The following is an 18,329-nucleotide window of genomic DNA, read 5'->3' as shown; positions in this document are numbered from 1 at the left end:
CGCCGGCCCGCTGGTGCCAGCGCATGAAGAAGGCGCCCGCGGTCCTCTCCGAGGAGAGGCTCAAGCCCGCGGACGCCGGTGCCCCACCTAGCAGGAGGAAGCAGCTCCGACACTAGCAGCGGATCGCGCATTAGCCAATTCCGCAGCGCAATTCGCAGTCAGCCGGCCACTGCTTCGGCTATTTTGATACTGCCTCCCGCGAGAGTGCCATTCGCGTGCGACAGGCCAGGCCTCCATTTTTCAGGAAATTGCAATGAATGGTGGGGGGTGTTGCGCTATCGCATCCTTTATGCAGGGATTCGATCCCTATCTGGACATTCGATTTCGCGCAATAGAAATTGAGTGTGGAATTACTCACACCCCTTTTCCTCTTGAATTCCCTCTCGCCTATACCCATAATGCCGCTCCCCTGTGAGAATGGGGGAAACGCCGGACCTCAAGCCCCGGCCCACCTGGCGACGTTTCTAGAGGAAGGCTGAATTCGCGTGGAGAACGTTCAAGGGGAGAGCTCTGCCCAGAACCAGGTCGTCCCGAAGAATGCCGCAAAGCTGATCACACTTGCCGGTGGCCAGGGTTGGGACGTCGAGCATACCTGGGCGGACGGCGCACTCACGGTCACCGTGTGGACGGAGACGCTGGAGGGATACCAGGAATTCTCTGTGACGTGGGATGCGGCGGGAAAGGTCGACCGCAAGGAATCGGCGGACACCCTGTCGGCCACGATGGAGGCGGTTACGCGTCTCGTGGCGGTCGAGCCGGAAGGGGATGAGTGTGCGTGTGAGGACCCGGAAGAGGCGGAGGGGCTATTCCCGCGCGTGTGCGTCGAGCACGCATCCGGCCCGACCGAGACCGCTAGGGGAGATCTGTTCCACCCCGGGCGCGGCGGGTGGGGTGTCGGCATGACCCGGAATTACGAGCTTGCCGAATGGCAGTCCGATGGGCTCATCTTCCGTGACACGTACAAGGGTGACGCGCGTCTGGAAGACGTCATCCCGCGCCGGATTTTCCGTCGGCACCTCCAGAATTCGGAACTCCCCCAGCCCGTAGAGGTGGGCAACTGCACCGTCCGAGTCGACGGGAATTTCGAGGACGAATGCGACGCGTACGGCGTGCGCCTGCACTCCCTGGACGGCGGGCGCGCGACGTGTGCCAAGCACGCTGCGGAAGCGGCCGGATGCGCCGTCGAATCGCTGCGCGTGCTGCCGCTGGACGCGGAAGAGCAGACGTACGCGGCTGATCTCCAGGAAGACGCGCGCCGACTGGTGATCTTCCGGGGCGCGGAAGCGTGGGCCGAGGAGATGAACGACGCGGGGCACCACATCCCGCACCGTGGATGGGAGGACTGGGCCGAGAAGCACCACCGGGGCGACGACTACGCAGTGACCTACCGGGCGTGGCTGGCCGAGAAGGGGTGGGCGTCGGAGGAGTGGGCGCGGTGGGCGTTCGAGGAGCCGGAACCGTGCCCGGCCGTCCCCAGCATCGTGCAGCTCGTCCACGACCGCACGTTCGGCGTGGGCCTGCGCCTGGTCTGCGCGTGCGGCGATTGCCTGCCCGTCAAGCTGCGGCCGGTCATCCTCGCCGACCAGGGCCGTGCGTACACCGACCTGTCGTCGGTCGCCCCGGCCGCCGTCGAGGGGATGCTCGCCGAGCTCGGCTACGCCCCGGCGGGCGGCTGGGCGTCGTCCATCGTCACCCTGTCGAGCGGGAACGCCAATGCGCGCGTGGCACCCGTGCGCCCGCTGGACGACGGCGGCGAGGAGCAGCCGGAGCCGGTGTTCCCCGTCGAGCTCCAGGACGGCGAGAGCGTCGAGCCGTACGAGGGGGAGCACCACCGGGCCGAGGGCGACGGGCGCGACTGGTCATTCACGACCAAGGCCGGGCATGGCTACCGGCTGTGGGAGAAGAACCACAGCCGGGACACGTGGTGCGTGGGGCATGGCGTCGACACCGCCAACTCCTTCTGGTGGGCGGAGTCCGAGGACGGCGACGCCGAGGATCTGGCGGCGGCGGTGGCGTGGTGCCGGAAGGACTCCGAGTCTCGGGCGTGGGCTGCGCGTGTCTGGGAGACGTACGGGCACATCAACGGCGAGCGGGTGGCGTGGTCGGCCGAGACGGTCATGACCGAACTGGAGCCGAACGCGTGGCGTATTGAGCGGTTCGGTCGTGTGGGGCTTGCCGGGAAGTACGGGTGGGGCTGGGAGATTCACGCGGGCGGTTCGCTGGCCGAAGCGGGTTCGGGCGGCAATGTCGACGGAGCGTTCCGTAAGCGGGCGGTGCACCGGCTGACCGTGGCTGGTCTGGAGAAGATCCCTACGGATCGGCTGGTGATCACCGGTACGGACGCCCTGCACGGCAAGGACGCTGCTGCCGAGTGCGGGCACGCGTGGGAGTACGCGGCGTTGGTCGGGGGCGCGTGCTGGAACAAGAAGGCCCCGGGCCGGTACCTGGTGGATGTGCTGGCCGAGGACGGCTCCGTGATGGGCCGGATCGGGCTGTGTGCCTTCCACCTGGGGAAGCGGTTGGCGGCGGTGCACGGGCACGAGGGCAACCCGTGGGAGACGGCGTATGAGCGGGCGGGAAAGGTCGGCGGCCACATGGGGACCCGCACGGACTGGGAGGAGCGCTTCTTCGAGCTCACCGCCGAGCTGATGACGTCTGCCCTGGAGGCCGGGGAGTCCAACCCGCGCCCGGACGCGGTGGCGGTGCTGTACGCGGAGGCCGAGGAGGTCCGGGCCAAGCTGGACGCGAAGGCGGCCAAGGCGAAGCCGTCCAGGGCTCCGAGGATGGCGGCGAAGGGTGCGCCGAGGGTGCGCGACATCGCGTTTTCGGAGAAGAGCTCGTTCCCGTGCGTGGCGGAGCTGCTGGGGCATCGCTATGTCGTGCGGCAGGAGGGGAAGGGCTACAGCGTCCAGCATGAGCACAGCGCAACGAAGCTGCCGTTGGAGCTGAACGCCAAGGGCGTTCGGGCGTTGCCGGAGGCGAAGCGGGCGATCCTCACGGACGCGATCCAGCGCGGCCTGGCCGACGTCGAGCACCAGGAGCAGCGGGAGCCGGTGGCCGAGGAGCCCTCGAACCTGCCCCGGCCGCTGCGGCTGGCCCTGGAGCGCGAGGCCCTGGAGACCTGTGAGGAGTGCGAGGGGCCGTGCGAGTGCTGGGACCCCGACGCGCTGGAGCGGGAGCCGGAGCCCGAAGGCCCGGAGCTGGACGGCGAGGAGCTGGTGGCGTGGCTGGACTCCCTGACCGAGGAACAGCGGCAGGAGCTGGCCGGGCGGTGGCCGGTGCGGTGGCTGTACCCGTGGAAGAAGGGCCAGCCGGAGCGCGGCATCAACGTGTGCGGCGGCTGCGGCGGCGGCTGCGCGGGCCTGCGGAAGGTGCTTGGGGCCGAGCTGGATCTGATCTGCATCGACACGTCGAAGGACGCCTGCGCGACAGCTGAGGCGGCCGGGTGCACCGTGATCCGTATGGACGTGCGGGACATTGACCCGTCTGACTTGGCGCTGCGTGACACGCGACGGGCGGTGTTCACGATGCCGTGCCCGGACTGGTCGCCTGCGGGCAAGCGGCTGGGGCACCAGGCGGAGAACCTGGAGATCCTGGAGACGGCAATCTGTGACGTGGCCGAGGCGTACGGGAACGTCTGGACGACCGGCGGCCACCACGGGGACGTGTCGACGGCCACCTACGGGCACGTCGCTGACATCCCGGTGTCGGAGATGTGGAGCTGGATCGACGACATGACCGCGCCCACGGCTGGGCTGATGCTGGCCCCGGTCCTGATCGGCATGGGGCTGATCGCTGCCGGGGCGCCGCTGGAGTCGATCATCATCGAGCAGTCGTCCGCGCTGCCGGAGTCGGTCAAGGGCTCCATCGGGATCGAGTACATCGTGGCCGGGTGGGATGGCGTTCGGTGGGACGTCATGGACGCGGCCGACTTCGGCTCCCCGTCTGCCCGGAAGCGGGCGATCATGATGGCCCACCGCGACCGTGTGCTGGACGCGGTCGAGGCGCCAGGCATCGTCACCATGGCGTCGACCGCGATCGGCTGGGCCCCGGGTGCCCGGATCAACACGAGGGGGGTGCGGAAGACCAGCGGGGGCAATGAGTTCTCCCTGGACCGCACCATGCCGGGCATCACGTCGAAGATCCGGGGCTGGTACGACGCGCAGACCGGGCAGCGGTTCACGATCGAAGAGGTCTGCGCGCTGGTGGGTCTGCCGCGCAACTACCCGGTGACCGGCTCGCGCACCTCCCAGTGCCAGCAGCTCGGCGACATCTTCTCCCCGCTCGTGTCGGCGGCCGTGTGGGGCACGCTGCTGGGCGTGCCGTGGCTGGAGATGTTGCGGGCCTACCTCGCCGCGCGGTACCCGGCCGTTCACGGAGCCGAGGACGGCGCAACCACTGAAGCCGTTGCCGACACGGCAGATATTCCGTCCCAGGGTCCGGCCGGCGAGCTTGTCGCGGTCCAGGAGCAGGATTCCGGGCCTGCCGACACGGAGTCTGCCCCCGAGTGGTCGTACGAGAGCGAGCGCAACCCGCGCCCGGAGTGCGGCTCCTTCCCCGAACCCTGCACCCACGCGTGGCCGTGCGGGCGGGACGCCGTGGCCTGGCGCAAGGCACAGGCTCAGGAGCGGGCGGAGAAGGCGGCGGCCACCCCGGGCGCCAAGCTCACCGAGGGCGAGAACGTCGTCTACGCGGGGGCCGCCGATGACGGGTACGGCCACCACTTCGAGCGCATGGCCTACGACTGGCAGATCACCGAGGGCCAGTTCCGCACGAAGAGCAACGATCTCGGCGACACGCACCGTTTCCACGGGGAAAGCCCCAAGGGCGACAACGGATGGACCATCTCCGTGCGCTGCCTGCATGAAATGTGCAAGGGCAAGGTGTTCACGTCGGTGGACTACGACGCCGAGGCGCTGCTCGCGATGCGCGCCCACGGACGCAAGAAGCACCCGCAGGAGACGTCCGCGACCACCCTCGTCGGCACCCTCGGAAAAACCGTCGAGACGGAGAGCATCGCGGCCGGCGAGCCCGCACCGGCCCCGCTGGTCCTGGAGGCCGCACCCGCACGCGCCGCACTGACCGCAGGGCAGCGGACGTCGATCGCTCTTCCCTACCGAGCTCCCGCCCGCACCTTCGCCACGCCATTCCGTGCCCCGCTACCGCCCACAGGCCGGGCGACGTGGGAGCCGGGACAGCGGGTGACGCTGCACGGCAGGGCCGGAGCCACGCGCTACAGCACCTTTGACGGCGTACGGGTTGTGTGGGACGACGCCCCCAACGGCACCGACTATGTCAACCCCCGTGTGCTGTGGCTGGAGGGCACCGAGGCCAAGACCGTCGCGCAGATCGAGAAGCAGATCGTTACCAGGGTGCTGCACCAGACCACGGAGCAGCAGCGCAAGGCCGTGTGGAAGATCGCGGGCGAGGGGAAGCAGGCCGAGCGCACCCACGAGCGCACCACAGCGAAGCAGGAACCGAGCGCGCCCGCGATCCTCGACGGCGAGACCATCGAGCCCATGTCCCCCGGCTGGGGCCACACGTGGTGGCGCTTCGCCGACCAGTACGGCTACCCCTTCGAGGTCCAGGAGCGCCGCGCCCGCTGGTTCGGCATGATCCGCGAGGGCGAGTGGGAGACCACCACCGGGGCGACCATCCCCCGCAACCTCGTCGCCATCAACAACGACGGCTTCGACACCGCCGAGGAGCTCCTCACGGCCTGCCGGGGAATCGGGGAGGAGCGGGCACGGCTCGACGCGGGCGGGCGCATGATGCGCCGTGTCCTGGAGCAGCAGAACGAACCCGTGGGCCACACCGTGACTATCTCCGCCGCGCCGGAGCCGCGAGACTGGTTCGCCCCCGCCGTCATGCCCGAGCCGATCGACGACAGCGGCCCCGACTACGCCGCGATCTCCCGCGCCAACCGCTCCGCCAGCGAACCGGCCTCGCTGGCCTGGCACACGCTGACCGCCGAGCTGGACGACCTGCGCGCCGAGACCGCCGCACTCCTCGCCCCCGTCGGGACATGGGACGACGTGGCCCGCGAGCTGGAGGAGCTGCGCACCCTCGTACACGGCGAGCAGGGCGACGCCGAGCCTGCACCGACGTGGGAGGAGCTGACCGGCGAACTCGCCACCCTCCGCGCCGAGGTCACCACCACGCCCGTGAAGCCGCAGCCGCTGCGGGTCGTCATCCCCGCCCGCCTCGCCCGCGAAGGACTCTCCCTCGCCGCCAGCGCCGCCCTGGTGACGTTCGCCGCCGCACAGGTCGCGGCGGTGGTGCACGTCGGCTGACCGGCGGGGCTCCGGCCCCGCTGCCCGCCACGCAGACCGCCCCGACCACGAGGAGACCGCTAGCAGGAGAACCGACCGGCCACGGCTGAGGTACCCAGCCAGGCCAGCACCGCCCCCGAGGCGACGCGCGGGAGAGAGGGCCCCTCTCCCCGCCGAGCTCCGGGCAGGCGGCAGGGGCAGCCGAACCGCGCGAGCCGGGCCGCGCGGACAGCGCCCCCACACGTCCGCGATTCCGGCGCTCGCGGGACGTCGTTCTCGTTCCCGCAGCCGACCGCGGACTGGGCAGAAACACCTGGACGGGGAAGGCGAGGACACCTCCGCAACAGGCACTGTCCGCGAACTCGAATTCGGGGTCGAGGTTCATGTCGTCGGCGCCGGCGGTCGACTCCGCGGTCCGGTCGAGGATCGAGTCCGTCTCCAGGTGTCCGCGGTCGAGGTCGGATTCCAAGATCCGGACTCCACATTCGAACCGTCAACTTCCCAACTAAGGTACGGCTCAGTCCTGGTAATCGTGCTTACCGGAACTCAGGAAAGGAACTCATGTCCGAGCTCGACATCATCGACGCGGAGCTCCTCCCCGTCGGTCACGAAACGCATCCTCTCGTTCATAACGCCGCAGATCATGAGCTGAGCCCTGAGACGGTCGAAGCACTCAAAGCGGCTATCCCTCCCGAGACCTACCGGAAATACGACTTCTGGCTCAAGAAGGCCGAAGTGTGGTGTACGGCGATGGGGCGCACCTACTTCCCCATGACCACCGAAACCCTGACCGAGTGGATCAGGGTCACCAGCGACACCCCCAGCGACAAGACCCGGCAGCCGTACGGCGCATCCGCCCTCGGTCAGGCCGTCGCCGCGATCCTCGCCGCGCACACCTGGGCCCGCGTCCCCGTCGAGCGACACCCCGACCCGCGGCCGGCCCGACTGCTCATCAAGGCCCATAAGAAGCGCCTCGCCGACACCGGGCGCCGGGTCAAGAAATCCGCGACCGTCGACATCGACGGCTTCGCCGCCATGGTGCAGCAGTGCGACACCACCACCCTGCGCGGCCTGCGAGACCGACTCATCGCCGTCTGGTCGGTTTGGGCCATGACCCGCCGCAAGGAATTCGCCGCCCGAGTGATCCCGGACGTTGTGGTCGTCCCCCGCAAGGGCGTCCGACTCTTCTTCGCGAGCAGCAAGACCGACCAGGCCGCCGAAGGCGAGTGGGTCACCATGCCCCGGCGCGACGATCTCCTCGACCCCGTCACCTCCTGGACCGAATACCGCGACGCCCTCGCCGCTGTCGGCATCACCGACGGCGCGATCCTCCGCCGCATCGACCGCTGGGGCAACGTGGGCGAGGCCCTGTCCGCCGAGAGCGTCAACGACATCATCCAGGCCCTCGCCGAGAAGGCCGGCGTCCTCTACGACGAGAACGGCCTCAAGCTCACCGCCCACGGTGCACGCGCCAGCGGCGCCACCATCGCCGACGAGAACGGAGCGTCCGGAGCGGCCATCCGCAAACAGGGCCGCTGGTCTCCCAACTCCAAGGTGGCCGATGGCTACATCCGACCCCGCGATGAGTGGGACGGCAACGCCATGGCGAAGATCCCGACCATCCCGGCACCTCGCACCGAGCCGGCCTGAGAAAATCACGAGCCCGCACGAATTCTCCGGCGCCCCCGCGGAGGGGTGCGCGGGGTGTCCGCGCGGTCCGCTACCAGGACGTCCCTGGACACCGCGCCGACGAGGAGAACACTTCATGACCGACATCAACGCCGACATCTGCACCATCCCCACCCTGTCCGGCGAGCCGTGCACGAGTCCGGTCGTGTGGGAGGTGACGCCCGATCGAGACGTCGCGCCCTACGTCGCCTGCGGCCAGCACGTCACCGCGCCGATCATGCGGGCTGAGGGGCTCGTGGCGTTCAGCGCCCGGCCGATTTAAATCTCCGGACGTGCGGAAATATTATGCAGAGCCCCCGCGGAATTACTCCGTCGGGGCTTCCTGCTGTCGGCGCAAGCTTCCCGGACCCGGGGAATATATATAGGTCAGGCTATTTATCGGCCGGGCCACTGTTTCGCCTGGCCGGCGCGAGTGCCGCGCGCCCTTCCTGGCTCTAGTAGGAGCAAGTGCGTGGCTCCGCATGAGTAAGCGCAGGGGGGTGTTGGCTCCAGCGGGAGTAAGGGCGGGGTTTTCGCAGGAGAAAGCGCAGGGCTCCCGTGGGTGTAGGCCACGGCACACCTGTCTCTATAGTGCTCCTCGTCGGGAGACTATTGGCATCCCCGATTTCGGCAGGAATTCAGTGGTGTCAGGAGCAGGAAGCGCAGCCCGCATGGACGGGCCACAACGCGCGAGCAACCAAAAGAGCACCTTCGGGGTGCTTAAGTGACAGATCGGTGGAGTCCGTCACGATGAGATGGAGTACTCCGTCGGGCCTCACGAAGTTCACACCCATGTTGAGCTTCGTGTCAGCGGTGGCGTCGAGGGAAGCGCGCGTACCTCTTATCGTCAGGGCTGCCACGAGCGAGAGGGAATGAGGCGCATCGCCGACCCTCCTAAGCTCGTTCAGAAGCCCCGAGACCGCGGCAGGGTACGGAATGCCGACCTTGGCCTTGGGCGACATCCCCGTGTAGTGGACCCTCGGGTGGTTGCTCATCAAGACCGTCTTGACAATCCAGCGGGACAGCGGCGCGAGTTTCTCCTGAGTCGAGATGAAAAGCTCCCGCCCCTCAAACAGCTTCGGAAAGTGCTCGGCGGCGGGCTTCTCGAAAGTCTCATTCAGCCACTGATTGCAAGAAAGGTAGCAGGGAACTCGGATGGCGCTCAGCCGGTTCTCCAGCTTCTTCGTCTCCTTCTCCGTGGACCCCTGACGCGTCATGGCGTACATGTCGTATGCGTTCTCGCCCAACATGACGTCATTGGCGAAATTGAGGTACTGGAGGAGCTGCTGAGGTACAGCGTGTTCGCCCGTGGCCTTCCGCACCGGCGCCGAGCACAGGGCGCAGGTGTGCTTCTTGGCAGACATGAGCCCGAACGTAGCAGTCAGCAGCCCGACGTGAAGCCCTCCCTGCACCCCCGCACGTGACAAGGAAGGCTTCGTGCTGTTCAGCGCCCGTGGGGCTCCTCGAACCCGGCCTCGACGCCTTCGCCGAACTCCTGGACCACGGCGCCGCCCAGCTTGGGCCGGCCGCTGCGGTAGTACCGCGAGGCGTGGGTGGGGTCGGTGTAGCAGCCCATCGCGTAGTCGTGATCGGACCAGTCGTCTACGACCATGCGCCGATTCCATGCGTTCGTCATCTTCCCGGGGTGGTCTTCGTTGACCGAGCTTCCGCTGAACGAGCCCGCGGGCCGCCACCCGTCGGGGCGGGCGATGTCCGGGTGGATCGCCGTTTCGCTGGAGAAAGCGCCGGGCCGGTATCCTTCCTCGGACTTCATATTCCTGATATTCGACGTCGGCGGATTCTCCTGGAGCGCGGAATCCCTCGTCACCGACTTCTGCGTCGCCCGCTTCTCGTCCAGCGGAACACGGCTACTCGTGTCACGGTATCGCATGTGAACCTCCTTAGGTTTTTCTCTATTCTCTGGCGCGATTATCAATGCGTGGTATTCGCAGGTCACGATGGACAACGCCAAAGGGGGGAAACGGAAAAGGAGAACATGATGAGCGACTTCTGGATCAACGCGAGCCGCGCCTACGCGGAGCGGCAGCGGGAGGCCGAGACGCAGGCGGCGGCGGAGAGTCTGCGGCCGAACTACCCCGAGCTGGCGGGGAACACCGCCTCGTGGGTGGAGGTGCGGCGGGCGAAGACTGAGCGGAACCGCGCCGCCGGCGCGGCCATGAGCTACCTGAACCTCGACCACGTTCGTGCCGCCAGCCACGAGTACGCCGTCCAGCGCTACCTCAACACCGGATGGCGCTGCTCCCGTGGGGCGCTGACTGGTGTCGAGCAGAACCCGGACCAGGCCACCGCGTGGCGGGCCGAGCGTCCGGCCGCGGCCTACTCGGACGTCTGGTGACCACCGCACCGCCGCCGCAGTGGGCGACGGCCTACCGCTACCTGCACGACGGGTTCGCTCCTCCGCCGAGCGCCGGGCCGGCGGCTCGCGTCATGCCGGGCGTCAAGGTGTACGACGCCCCGGACGGCTGCTTCTTCGCCTCGGGCACGCTTTGGTGGAAGGTCGACCAGGGCAACGCGCTCCTACGGTTCGACCGGTTCGAGCGGGGCCACAACGGCAGCCGATGGCTTATGGCCGCTGTCGTCGACCTCTACCTCCCCAGCGGACGAGAGCTGAACGGCATCGCTCTGCCCTCCAGCTCGCTCTCCCGGGACGTGGAGACGCTGACGTCGTGGACGGCGCTGCGCATCCTGCGGGACGGCCGCAACCGGCCCTGGCGGGCCATCCTCATCCCGGCGGGCCCGTGGCATGACGTGGCCGCCGAGCTGAACGCGCGAGACGCGTGAAGCCCACGCTGGCCGGGTGCGGGAGACGAGTTCTCACCGAGCCCGTCGAGCCTGGGGAGTTGAAGAGCCCGAGTTACCCGCTCGTTCTCCACTCCCGTCCCGGCCGCCGCGGGCCCCTCTGATGTTGTTACCCACTCCGCTGGTGTGGATGTCGAGCCACGCCAGCGGTGATCTCCAGGAGGCATGATGCTTCTCCCTGAGTTCCTTCGCCGGCGTCGGTCCGACACCGACCTGGTCATCGACCTGACGACCCCGGAGGCTCGAAGCGAGTACGAGATGCTGCGCGAGGCCGAGGCGCTGCCGGAGAAGCGGGTCGTCGACTTCACCCGCCCGCAGGCTCCCTCACCGCGACGACGGCGTCAGGACGACTACCCCATGCTCGTCCGGATCGTGAGGAAGGACGACGGCCGTGGGTAGGCGGCGTAAGGCGGCACGGCGGGTGCTGCGGCATGTGCCGGTGCTCGGGACGTCGGCGCGGCGGGAGTACGCGGAGGCGATTCTGGCCGAGCCGCCGCCGGATTCACCGACGGCCCCATACAGCCTGGAGCCGCCCGCCTGGATGATCACCCCTGTGGCGGTCCACGACCCCACGACGGGCGCGCCCGTGTATTGGGTGGACGAGGCCCCCTACGAGGCGTGGACGACTCGCCGTGGGAAGGCCGCGTACGAGCTGGAGAAGGAGAGCGTCCTGGACCGGCTCCGCAGCCGCGAGCCCCAGGAGGACGAAGGGCGGCCCGACTGGGCGGGCCCGGCACCGTTCAGCGTGCGGACACCCATGAGCGTGATCAACCACCCCGCCAACCGCCTGACAGTTCAGCAACGCCAGGAACGTGAGCTTACGGCTCCCTGGAACCGCCGGCCGATGCCGAAGCCGCTGACCGAACCGGAGCTCCCGGAGGCCGCGTGCGGTTGGGCGCCCTGGTGGCTGGAGTAGAGCGCGGACGTGGCCGTGCCCCCCTCTCGGTCAGTCGGTAGGGGGGCACGGGCGTGACGGCTAGCGTTCCAGGTAGGCGACGGCCCCGGCCCGACGGGCGGTGTCGACAGCGTGGAGTCGTGCGAAGTTCCGCGGTGTCATCTCCCGCTCCCACTCCTCCAGCGTCCGCACGCGAACCTCCGTGTGCTCCTCCGGGTCGAGCACGATGCTGTTGATCTGTTCGTCGGTGAGTGTTCCGCCGTCGAAGACGAAGCCGATGTGGTTGACGGGCCAGCCGTCTCCGGGGCTGAGGAACTGCGTGCCGAGGAGCTTCTTCTCGCCCTCGAAGACCATGCCGGTTTCCTCCCAGCACTCACGTAGCGCGCACTCCCATGGAGTCTCACCCGGGTCCATGTTCCCGCCAGGCCACTGCCAGATCTCGGCCTTCCGAGTGGAGCGGAGCTGTACCGGGCGGCCGTCGGTGTCGGTGAAGTAGAAGCAGGCGTATGAGGTGGCGCGGGCGATGGTCTCGATGTACTGCTCGGGCGGCAGCCACTTCGGGCTCACGCGGTGACCTCCTCGAAGCGGGCGAGCACCTGCTCCAGATAGACGAGGATGTACGGCGGCACCTTCATGTTCACCACGTCGTCGACCGGGATCACTCCTAGCGCCTGGCCCTCGTCCCCCTTCACGAGGTTGTCAGCAGTGCCGCTCCACAGCTTCCAGAAGACGTGTGGGGGCCGCTTGCTGACCTCCTGCGTGCCGGGGAGGATCTCGTACGGCTCCTCGGCGAACACGACGTCGATCTCGTGGAGCTCCGTCAGGTCCAGGCCGGCCTCCTCGCGGACCTCGCGCAGCGCGGTCTCCAGCGCGGTCTCACCGACCTCCGGCTTTCCGCCGAGCACGCCCCAGTAGTCCGGCCAGCAGTGACTGCCCTCCTTGTCGCGGTGCATCATCACCAGCTCGCGGCGTGGGGCGATGAGGAATACGAGCGTGCCTTCGGGGCGCGTGAACGTGGTCATGCGGGACCTTTCATGTCGAGGCGGCGGCGTCGAGTCGGTTCTGCCCGGCTCGCGAGCTCGAAATCGGTCGCTGTGTGGAAGGCTCGGCGGAGCCCACCCCCTCTCCTGGGAGGCGCCCCGCTACAAGGCCCGGTTCGGCCTGGCCGTGGTGAGACGGGCAGGGAGCCCGCGTCCTACTTCGCGCGTCAGGGCCTCGTGGCAACGGTGCACTCGATGTGGACCGTGTTGCGGTAGATCCCGGCGGGGTCGAAGTCGAGCAGGGCGGCGCGGAGGTCCTGCTCGAACCTGGTCTTCTTCGTGCTGAGCACGTGCGGGCTGGAGTAGGAGAAGGAGAATTGCAGGCCGACCAGTTCGTCCAGGGTGCGGTGGAAGTGCTGGGGCACGACCGTGGTCTCGACGTGGCTGAACGGCGAGCGGGCGAGGGTGGACTCGCGTTCCTCGGCTGGATGCCGAGCGGGACCGTGGCGTCGGCGGTAGTCAGGGCCGAGGTGGGAGGTGGCGACTTCGTCGATCACCGTGAGCCAGGCGGGCCGGTCCGCCGTGTGGGCGCCTGACAGGAGTACCACGCCGCCGTGCGAGGTAATCACGCCGTCCAGGTCGGCCAGCACCTGGGACTGGTTCATCCAGTGGAAGGACTTACCCATGGTGCACAGGTGGATCGGGGGGAGATTCAGTTCCCCGAGATTGGCCGAGTTGCCCAGCCGCCACTGGATGCCCTGGGTGACGTGTTGGTGGGCCGCGCGCTGTGCCTCGGCGAGCATGGCAGGTTCCGGGTCCACCGCGATCACGCTGCCGACCAGCGGGGCGAGCGGGATCGCGACCGCACCGGTGCCGCAGCCCAAGTCGAGTGCGGTCTGTGTCCGGTCCAGGCCGAACCGGTTGACGAGGAGTTCGAACACCTCGCTCGGGTAGGCGGGACGGTAGCGGGCGTAGTAGGGCGCGGCGGAGGCGAAGGCGCTCATGCGGGCTTCCTCTCTTTCCGGTAGCGGGTCGCGATCAGCACCTCGGTGCGGATCAGCTCGGGGAACAGGCCGTCCGGGCTGTGCTCGATAAGGGCGCGACGTAGGTCGGCCTCGAAGCGGTCCTTGTCGTCGCCGAGCTGTGCAGTGGTGGAGTACGAGTTGGAGAACTGGATGCCGACCAGCTCGTCCAGGGTGCGTTCCACGTGCTGTTCGAAGGTGGTGGTGGAGACGTACGGGAACGGGGAGCGTTCCAGCGTCTCGTGGAAGCTGTCGGTGGGTTCGGGGTAGACGCCGGTTCCGGCGCGGCGCACGGGCCCGAGGTGCGCGGTGCGTACGTCCGCGATGACGTGCGCCCAGCCGGGCAGGGGCGTGGTCCCCGGCGGTCCGGCCGAGGCAACGACCACGCCACCGTCAGCGGTGACCATGGTGCCGAGGTCGGCCAAGACCTGGGGACCGTTCATCCAGTGGAACGACTTGGCCATGACGCACAAGTCGATGGGCGGCAGGCCCAGGCTGGGGAGTCCGGTGGAGTCTCCGCGAGTCCACGCGATGTTCCGGACGTCGCGCTCGTCGGCAAGGCGCCGGCCCTCGGCGAGCATTCCGGGCTCGGGGTCCACGGCGTGGACGCGGGCGACCAGCGGGGCGAGGGGGAGGGCCACCATGCCGGGCCCGCACCCGAGGTCCAGAGCGGTCTGCGTGCCGTCCAGGCCGAAGTGATCCTTGAGCAGGGCGAAGAGCTCGGCCGGGTACCAGGGGCGGTAGCGGGCGTAGTAGTGGGCGGTCGAAGCGAACAGTCGGCTGGGGTCGGACATCGCACTCCTCCGGTGGGTTCACTGCGTGAGGTTGGCCAGGTAGGACTCGGCGTCGGTCCAGGGCGTCAGCTCGATGCCGAAGCCGGACACGTCACCGGTGCGCATGTGCACGAGCTTCCCGGACAGGTAGACGACATCACCGGTACGGAAGGCGCCGGTGTAGGCCCCGAGGTAGGAGCGGACGTGCGTGATCCTCCGGGCGAACACCTCGGGGTCGTCCACGGTCGCGTGCGTGACGGCCTCCACCGCGACCTCGTACAGGGCCGGGGTCGCGAGTCCCTGGGAGTCGTCGGTGACGCGGGCGAGGACGCTGATAGCCCCCACTTCCTTCGTGGTCACGCCGGTGAACGTACGGTCGCCGTCGTCGCGCAAGGGTTCGCAGTTGATGTGGGCGCCCGCGCTCGCCGTGAGTCCTTGCAGCTTCCGGGCTTCCTGCTTCATCAGGACCTCGAAGGAGCTGCCGGTCATGTACTTCGCGCGCCGCAGGTAGAGCTGGGTGAGGTCGTCGCCCTCGTACGGGCGGATGAGCGACCGGTCCGCGAACAGCTCGCGTGCGATCTCGTACCCTCTCGCTCCGTAGCACACGAGGTCTACGTCGGAGCGGGCGTTGAAGCATCCGACGAGGAAGGAGCCGGTGATGCCGACGGCATCCTGCGCTCCCCGCTCCACCACCGCGTTCACGATGGCCAGCAGGTCCCGGCTCACCTCGAAGTCGCCGAGGAGTTCCGGTGCTTGGTGCAGGGCGGTCAAGGCGTGGCGGCACGAGTAGTGAGTGACCACGTCCTCGCGGGGAACGCCCGTGATGACGCACCCCACGGCGTCCGAGTACACGTAGCACTCGGGCCGGTCCGCGAGGATTCCGAACGCCTTGGAGACCACGGTGTTCTGCCGGTATCGCCGGCCGAACAACTGCCGGTCGCCCTTCTCGTCCGGGTAGTACTTCACGTAGCCGAGGTAGTGGCTGCCCGGGTGCACGTCCCCGATCACCTTGAAGATGACGCCGTGGCGGTCGAGAAGGTAGTCGCGGTCACGGACGGCCGGTAACGCGGTCCCCAAGCTCGGCCGCGAACTGGTCGAAAGTGGGGAAGGCCGCTGTGTCGATGCTTCCGGCCTGCTCATACTGGTCGAGTCCCCTCGTGAGAAGCGCGCGGCGGTAGCGCCACTTGCTGACCTTGGCCGCGTTGGTTTCGTCGGCCGGCCGCATGAGCGCGAGGAAGAAGAACGCCTTGACGAGCAGGAATTCGCCGGCGTGCTCGCTCACCGGGAAACCGGCCGCCGTGGTGCTGACGTCGTCGAGGGCGGTCAGGTAGCGGGCGCGCTGGGCGGCCGTGGCGGTGTAGCCCTTGCCGCCGCCCTTGAAGGCGATGATGTCGAGCATGGGCACCACGTCGTACCCCAGGGGGGCCAGACCGTGGTGCTGCCAGTCGATGACGCCGCCGGGGAACGCGTTCGGCAGCCCGTAGTCCAGGTGGGCCCAGCACACGGGTACGTTCGCCAACCGCTTCAAGGCCGTGGCGATGATCCCGTGGACGCGGTCCGTGTCGAAGTCGGGGTTCTCCTGGAACACGTTGTCGGTGAAACCGGCCTGCCGGAACCAGTCGGCCATGGTGCCAGGGGCCGGGATGACGGAGTTCTCGGCCTGCGCGACCAGCAGCCTGCCGGACACGGAGGCGGCCGCGCCGACCACGTCGTCCGGCATCGGGCCCGCCGTCCCGGCGACAGCGGCCACCGCCAGGTCGTGGAGAGAGTGCTTACCCAGGGACCTCTCGACGAAGTACTGCGAGTCGCCCTCCGTACCCTCCGCCTCGACCTGGGGAACCGGGTACCCAAGGGCACCGATCCGGCGCTGGAAGGCGGCCTCCTCAGCGACGTCCTCACCGCCGGTCCTCTTGTACGTCAGCCCGTCGGCCGACCGCCACACGGCCCCGATCGCGGCTGTGCGGCTCTTCACGAACTCCCAATCCGTGCTTCCCATGTTGACCTCTTCCGCTATCTAGTCATTTGCCCGTGTCTGCGCGTAATGTGCCGACCCATGATGCTGGCCATCGTTCGTCACGCCGAGTCCATCGAGAACGCCACGAAGAACACCGGGTTCTACCAGGACCCCCGCCCGTGGACTGGATCTGCCGCACACGAACTGTCCCGGGATCTGGTCGGCTTGACGCCCAGAGGATTCCGCCAAGCCTGTTGGCTCACCGAGGCCCTGCGCCCCTTCACCGGCCCGGCTCCGCAGGTCTTCACCTCGGAGTACCGGCGGGCCGTCGACACCGCCACCATCGCCTTCCCGACGTCGCAGACCCTCAGCGTGACCGGACTGCTGAACGAGATGCACTACGGCGACGTCACCTACATGGGACTGCCCGAACTGTTCGCCACGTACCCGGAAGAGGAACACGACCGCCGCCACCGCAAGCACACCTGGACTCCTCCCGGTCCCGGAGGCGAATCCCTCGCGGTAGGCGTCTATGCACGCGCCGCGCGGTTCGCGGACATCGTCCGCCAGGCCGCCACCCTCGGCACGGTCGTCGCCGTCACGCACCTCACCACGATCATGGCCCTGCGCGCCGTGTTCGAGCAGAGACCAGTAGAAGACCTCGTTACCGAGTTCCGCGCGCACAAGATGGCCAACGCCGCCATCCTCCGATACGAGATCCACGGCGCGCGATGCCACCTCGTCGAGACCATCGAGTCGAAACTCTGAGGAGGGTCCATGTCCGTCATGTTCTTCAACGGCCCGGTCCAGAACGGCGACTTCACCTTCGCGGACCGTCCGGGAAAAGCCACCGGAATCCACATAGCCGAGGCGCTCAACGCCATAGCCCTCAACCCGCAGGCACCCCACCTGTGGAACACCACGACCCTCGCCGGCGACCAGCGCCACCGCGCCCAAACCGAACAGCGGCCGGTCGACCGCACGACGCTGGAGACCGACACCATCCACGGTAAGTACCCTCCGGGCACGTTCCCGCAAAGCGGCGTCCTCACGGATGCCGACCCGGCCGTGGCCGCGCTCGCAAGGGAGATGATCGCCGCCCGCCTGGCGGACGGCGCCCTCACCATCAGGCCGACCACTGTCCGAGTCTGTGCGCACTGCGACCACATGACCGGCACCGGCCCACACCCCTGCCGCAACTGCGGCAACACCGAAACCCGCCCCCGCACCGAGCGGCACCTGATCGCCGACCGCGACCCCGACCACCCCGTCCTCGACACCGACGACTTCCACGCGCACCACAGCCGGCCACCCCGGCACCTGATGAACATCGCGGCCAATGTGCCCGAGCAGCTCATCCTCTCCCGCACACGCAGCCACGGAATCGACCTCGCCCCCCTCGGCCTGCCCGGACTCGTCCTCGACCCCCGCGCCGCCCTCCACGTCACCGTCCTCGCCGCCGCTCGCAGCCACGGCGCGGACACGGCCGCGATGACCACCACCCAGAACGCGGCGGCCCACATCGCCGCCCACGGACAGCCCTTCCGCCACTTCGACGGCACCCGCGTCCGCTACGCCCTCCACGGCCGCGTCCCCGAAGGCGACACCAGCAGCCGACAAAGCCTGTACGAGGTCCACCGCGTCAGCCCGCACGTCCGCGACCTGTTCGAGTACTGGTACCTCCCCCTGTGTTCTCTGAGGGAGAAGGACCAGGTGCGACCCGAACGGGTGGCCGGACTCGTGAAGTTCCTCCGACGAGCCTGCCTCGCGCAAGGCGTCGCCCCCGACCCCGAGCGCCAGGCGGCTGTGCGTGAGGCGGTACGCGCGGGTGACACCGGCTGGCTCACGGACATCGATCTGCTGCCCCATGTCATTCCCTCCTCACAGACAGCGCGCGGTGCGCAGAGGCCGCTCTAGGCAGGGTCGGACTGGCGGTACGGCGGGC

Annotated in this window: 17 protein-coding genes; 9 read left to right on the top strand and 8 right to left on the bottom strand. The window is 68.5% G+C overall.

Annotated elements, in window-relative coordinates; genetic code table 11:
* Positions 1–485: 485 nt before the first annotated feature.
* The 3 genes from ACFC0Z_RS28750 to ACFC0Z_RS28740 all read left to right on the top strand — a co-directional run bounded on the left by ACFC0Z_RS28750 (position 486) and on the right by ACFC0Z_RS28740 (position 8,223).
* Positions 486–6,293 (top strand): hypothetical protein, encoded by a 5,808-nt coding sequence (locus ACFC0Z_RS28750; RefSeq protein WP_376443868.1) that lies wholly within the window; start codon positions 486–488, stop codon positions 6,291–6,293.
* A 540-nt stretch (positions 6,294–6,833) separates the two neighbouring features.
* Complete coding sequence (locus ACFC0Z_RS28745) at positions 6,834–7,922, top strand: hypothetical protein (protein WP_376443866.1); 1,089 nt, start codon at positions 6,834–6,836, stop codon at positions 7,920–7,922.
* Between the two features lie 115 nt (positions 7,923–8,037).
* Positions 8,038–8,223 (top strand): hypothetical protein, encoded by a 186-nt coding sequence (locus ACFC0Z_RS28740; protein WP_376443863.1) that lies wholly within the window; start codon positions 8,038–8,040, stop codon positions 8,221–8,223.
* A gap of 364 nt (positions 8,224–8,587) precedes the next feature.
* Here the strand turns inward: ACFC0Z_RS28740 and ACFC0Z_RS28735 are convergent, their stop codons facing one another.
* Positions 8,588–9,304 (bottom strand): hypothetical protein, encoded by a 717-nt coding sequence (locus ACFC0Z_RS28735; RefSeq protein ID WP_376443860.1) that lies wholly within the window; start codon positions 9,302–9,304, stop codon positions 8,588–8,590.
* Between the two features lie 80 nt (positions 9,305–9,384).
* Entirely contained in the window at positions 9,385–9,831 is a 447-nt protein-coding gene (locus ACFC0Z_RS28730) for a hypothetical protein (protein ID WP_376443858.1), read from the bottom strand.
* A 108-nt stretch (positions 9,832–9,939) separates the two neighbouring features.
* Between ACFC0Z_RS28730 and ACFC0Z_RS28725 the strand changes: the two genes are divergently transcribed.
* The 4 genes from ACFC0Z_RS28725 to ACFC0Z_RS28710 all read left to right on the top strand — a co-directional run bounded on the left by ACFC0Z_RS28725 (position 9,940) and on the right by ACFC0Z_RS28710 (position 11,676).
* Positions 9,940–10,296, top strand: a complete 357-nt coding sequence (locus ACFC0Z_RS28725) for a hypothetical protein (protein WP_376443856.1) — start codon at positions 9,940–9,942, stop codon at positions 10,294–10,296.
* Positions 10,293–10,742: a hypothetical protein gene (locus tag ACFC0Z_RS28720; protein ID WP_376443854.1), complete on the top strand. Its 450-nt coding sequence runs from the start codon at positions 10,293–10,295 to the stop codon at positions 10,740–10,742. Before ACFC0Z_RS28725 ends, ACFC0Z_RS28720 begins: the two co-directional genes overlap by 4 nt.
* Positions 10,743–10,925: 183 nt before the next feature.
* Positions 10,926–11,159 (top strand): hypothetical protein, encoded by a 234-nt coding sequence (locus ACFC0Z_RS28715; RefSeq protein ID WP_376443851.1) that lies wholly within the window; start codon positions 10,926–10,928, stop codon positions 11,157–11,159.
* Entirely contained in the window at positions 11,152–11,676 is a 525-nt protein-coding gene (locus tag ACFC0Z_RS28710) for a hypothetical protein (protein ID WP_376443848.1), read from the top strand. Before ACFC0Z_RS28715 ends, ACFC0Z_RS28710 begins: the two co-directional genes overlap by 8 nt.
* A 60-nt stretch (positions 11,677–11,736) precedes the next feature.
* Here the strand turns inward: ACFC0Z_RS28710 and ACFC0Z_RS28705 are convergent, their stop codons facing one another.
* The 6 genes from ACFC0Z_RS28705 to ACFC0Z_RS28680 form a co-directional block, all read right to left on the bottom strand.
* A complete protein-coding gene (locus tag ACFC0Z_RS28705) occupies positions 11,737–12,222 on the bottom strand; it encodes an NUDIX domain-containing protein (protein ID WP_376443845.1) in 486 nt (161 codons plus the stop codon).
* Positions 12,219–12,677, bottom strand: a complete 459-nt coding sequence (locus tag ACFC0Z_RS28700) for an NUDIX domain-containing protein (protein ID WP_376443844.1) — start codon at positions 12,675–12,677, stop codon at positions 12,219–12,221. The genes ACFC0Z_RS28705 and ACFC0Z_RS28700 overlap by 4 nt, the downstream gene beginning before the upstream one ends.
* Positions 12,678–12,862: 185 nt before the next feature.
* Positions 12,863–13,639 (bottom strand): class I SAM-dependent methyltransferase, encoded by a 777-nt coding sequence (locus tag ACFC0Z_RS28695; protein WP_376443841.1) that lies wholly within the window; start codon positions 13,637–13,639, stop codon positions 12,863–12,865.
* Positions 13,636–14,451 carry a class I SAM-dependent methyltransferase gene (locus ACFC0Z_RS28690; protein WP_376443839.1) on the bottom strand — a complete coding sequence of 272 codons (816 nt, stop codon included), beginning with the start codon at positions 14,449–14,451 and terminating at the stop codon, positions 13,636–13,638. The genes ACFC0Z_RS28695 and ACFC0Z_RS28690 overlap by 4 nt, the downstream gene beginning before the upstream one ends.
* An 18-nt stretch (positions 14,452–14,469) precedes the next feature.
* Positions 14,470–15,507: a hypothetical protein gene (locus ACFC0Z_RS28685; RefSeq protein WP_376443836.1), complete on the bottom strand. Its 1,038-nt coding sequence runs from the start codon at positions 15,505–15,507 to the stop codon at positions 14,470–14,472.
* Positions 15,479–16,426 (bottom strand): phosphotransferase, encoded by a 948-nt coding sequence (locus tag ACFC0Z_RS28680; RefSeq protein WP_376443833.1) that lies wholly within the window; start codon positions 16,424–16,426, stop codon positions 15,479–15,481. Before ACFC0Z_RS28680 ends, ACFC0Z_RS28685 begins: the two co-directional genes overlap by 29 nt.
* A gap of 57 nt (positions 16,427–16,483) precedes the next feature.
* Here ACFC0Z_RS28680 and ACFC0Z_RS28675 point away from each other — a divergent pair, with 57 nt between their 5' ends.
* Together ACFC0Z_RS28675 and ACFC0Z_RS28670 are read left to right on the top strand one after the other, a co-directional pair.
* Complete coding sequence (locus tag ACFC0Z_RS28675; protein WP_376443830.1) at positions 16,484–17,152, top strand: histidine phosphatase family protein; 669 nt, start codon at positions 16,484–16,486, stop codon at positions 17,150–17,152.
* A gap of 9 nt (positions 17,153–17,161) precedes the next feature.
* A complete protein-coding gene (locus ACFC0Z_RS28670) occupies positions 17,162–18,301 on the top strand; it encodes a hypothetical protein (protein ID WP_376443827.1) in 1,140 nt (379 codons plus the stop codon).
* Positions 18,302–18,329: the final 28 nt, after the last annotated feature.

The organism is Streptomyces sp. NPDC056144, from assembly GCF_042264145.1.
Classification (GTDB): domain Bacteria; phylum Actinomycetota; class Actinomycetes; order Streptomycetales; family Streptomycetaceae; genus Streptomyces.
Note: the sequence above shows the minus strand (reverse complement) of the source record. Positions and strands in the feature narration are given on the sequence as shown.